Here is a 714-nt window from a genome sequence, read left to right on the forward strand (position 1 = left end):
AAACCCGGGGCGGTTCAGTCGCTGTTTGCCTGGTCACAGTTTAGGGCCGCTGCAGTGTACCTTGAGTGCCGACAATAAAGCGTTAAAGTCGGTAGGGTATTGTGACGTTCATGCAGCCTTTACAGGCTCGCATTACCTGCTAAAACTATGGAGCATTTATGAAAGACAACATGAAGAAAGTGCGTTCGCGAAATATTGGAATCGCCTTGGCGCTCGCATTGGGCGTTGCATTCAGCGGCACTGCAAGTGCGTTTACATTTGAACACGGGTGGAGTTGCCAGAATAAATGGTATCAAATGGGACTTATTGAACTGATTTCGTGCGGCGGTGGCGGCGAAGGTTGAGTTTTTTACGATACACGCTATATGCGGTAAAAATAACATGTGCTTCAAGCCTGTGCATGCCTGTGAAGATGCGGTCACACGGTCGCATCTTCACGCCGCAGCATCGTGTCGATGATGCTGGAAGACGGCGAGCAGATTGGACGGTTCAAGGTGCGAGGCCTGATGCGGGAACTGGAGCTGGTCAGCGAACAACCTGGATCACACGCCTACAAGCCAGCGACGGTTGAGCGGTCTTATATATTCCGAACATCTTGAATCGAGAGTTTGATGTGCCGGCGCCGAATCGGGTCTGGTGACATCACCTACATCTGGGCTCAAGGGAAGTGGCTGTCGTTGTGGATCTCTTAATATTAGGGAAACTCTGAAAAAG

The 714-nt window shown here is 50.7% G+C and carries 1 protein-coding gene and 1 pseudogene; both read left to right on the forward strand.

Annotation, left to right across the window (positions count from 1 at the left end):
• The first annotated feature begins 158 nt into the window (after window positions 1-158).
• Window positions 159-344 (forward strand): hypothetical protein, encoded by a 186-nt coding sequence (locus tag ALO64_RS08350; RefSeq protein WP_004664555.1) that lies wholly within the window; start codon window positions 159-161, stop codon window positions 342-344.
• Between the two features lie 84 nt (window positions 345-428).
• A pseudogene (locus ALO64_RS24075) lies at window positions 429-671 on the forward strand (IS3 family transposase); the annotation flags it as partial.
• Window positions 672-714 lie beyond the last annotated feature (43 nt).

It is taken from the genome of Pseudomonas meliae, assembly GCF_001400515.1.
In the GTDB taxonomy this organism is placed as follows: Bacteria; Pseudomonadota; Gammaproteobacteria; order Pseudomonadales; family Pseudomonadaceae; genus Aquipseudomonas; species Aquipseudomonas amygdali.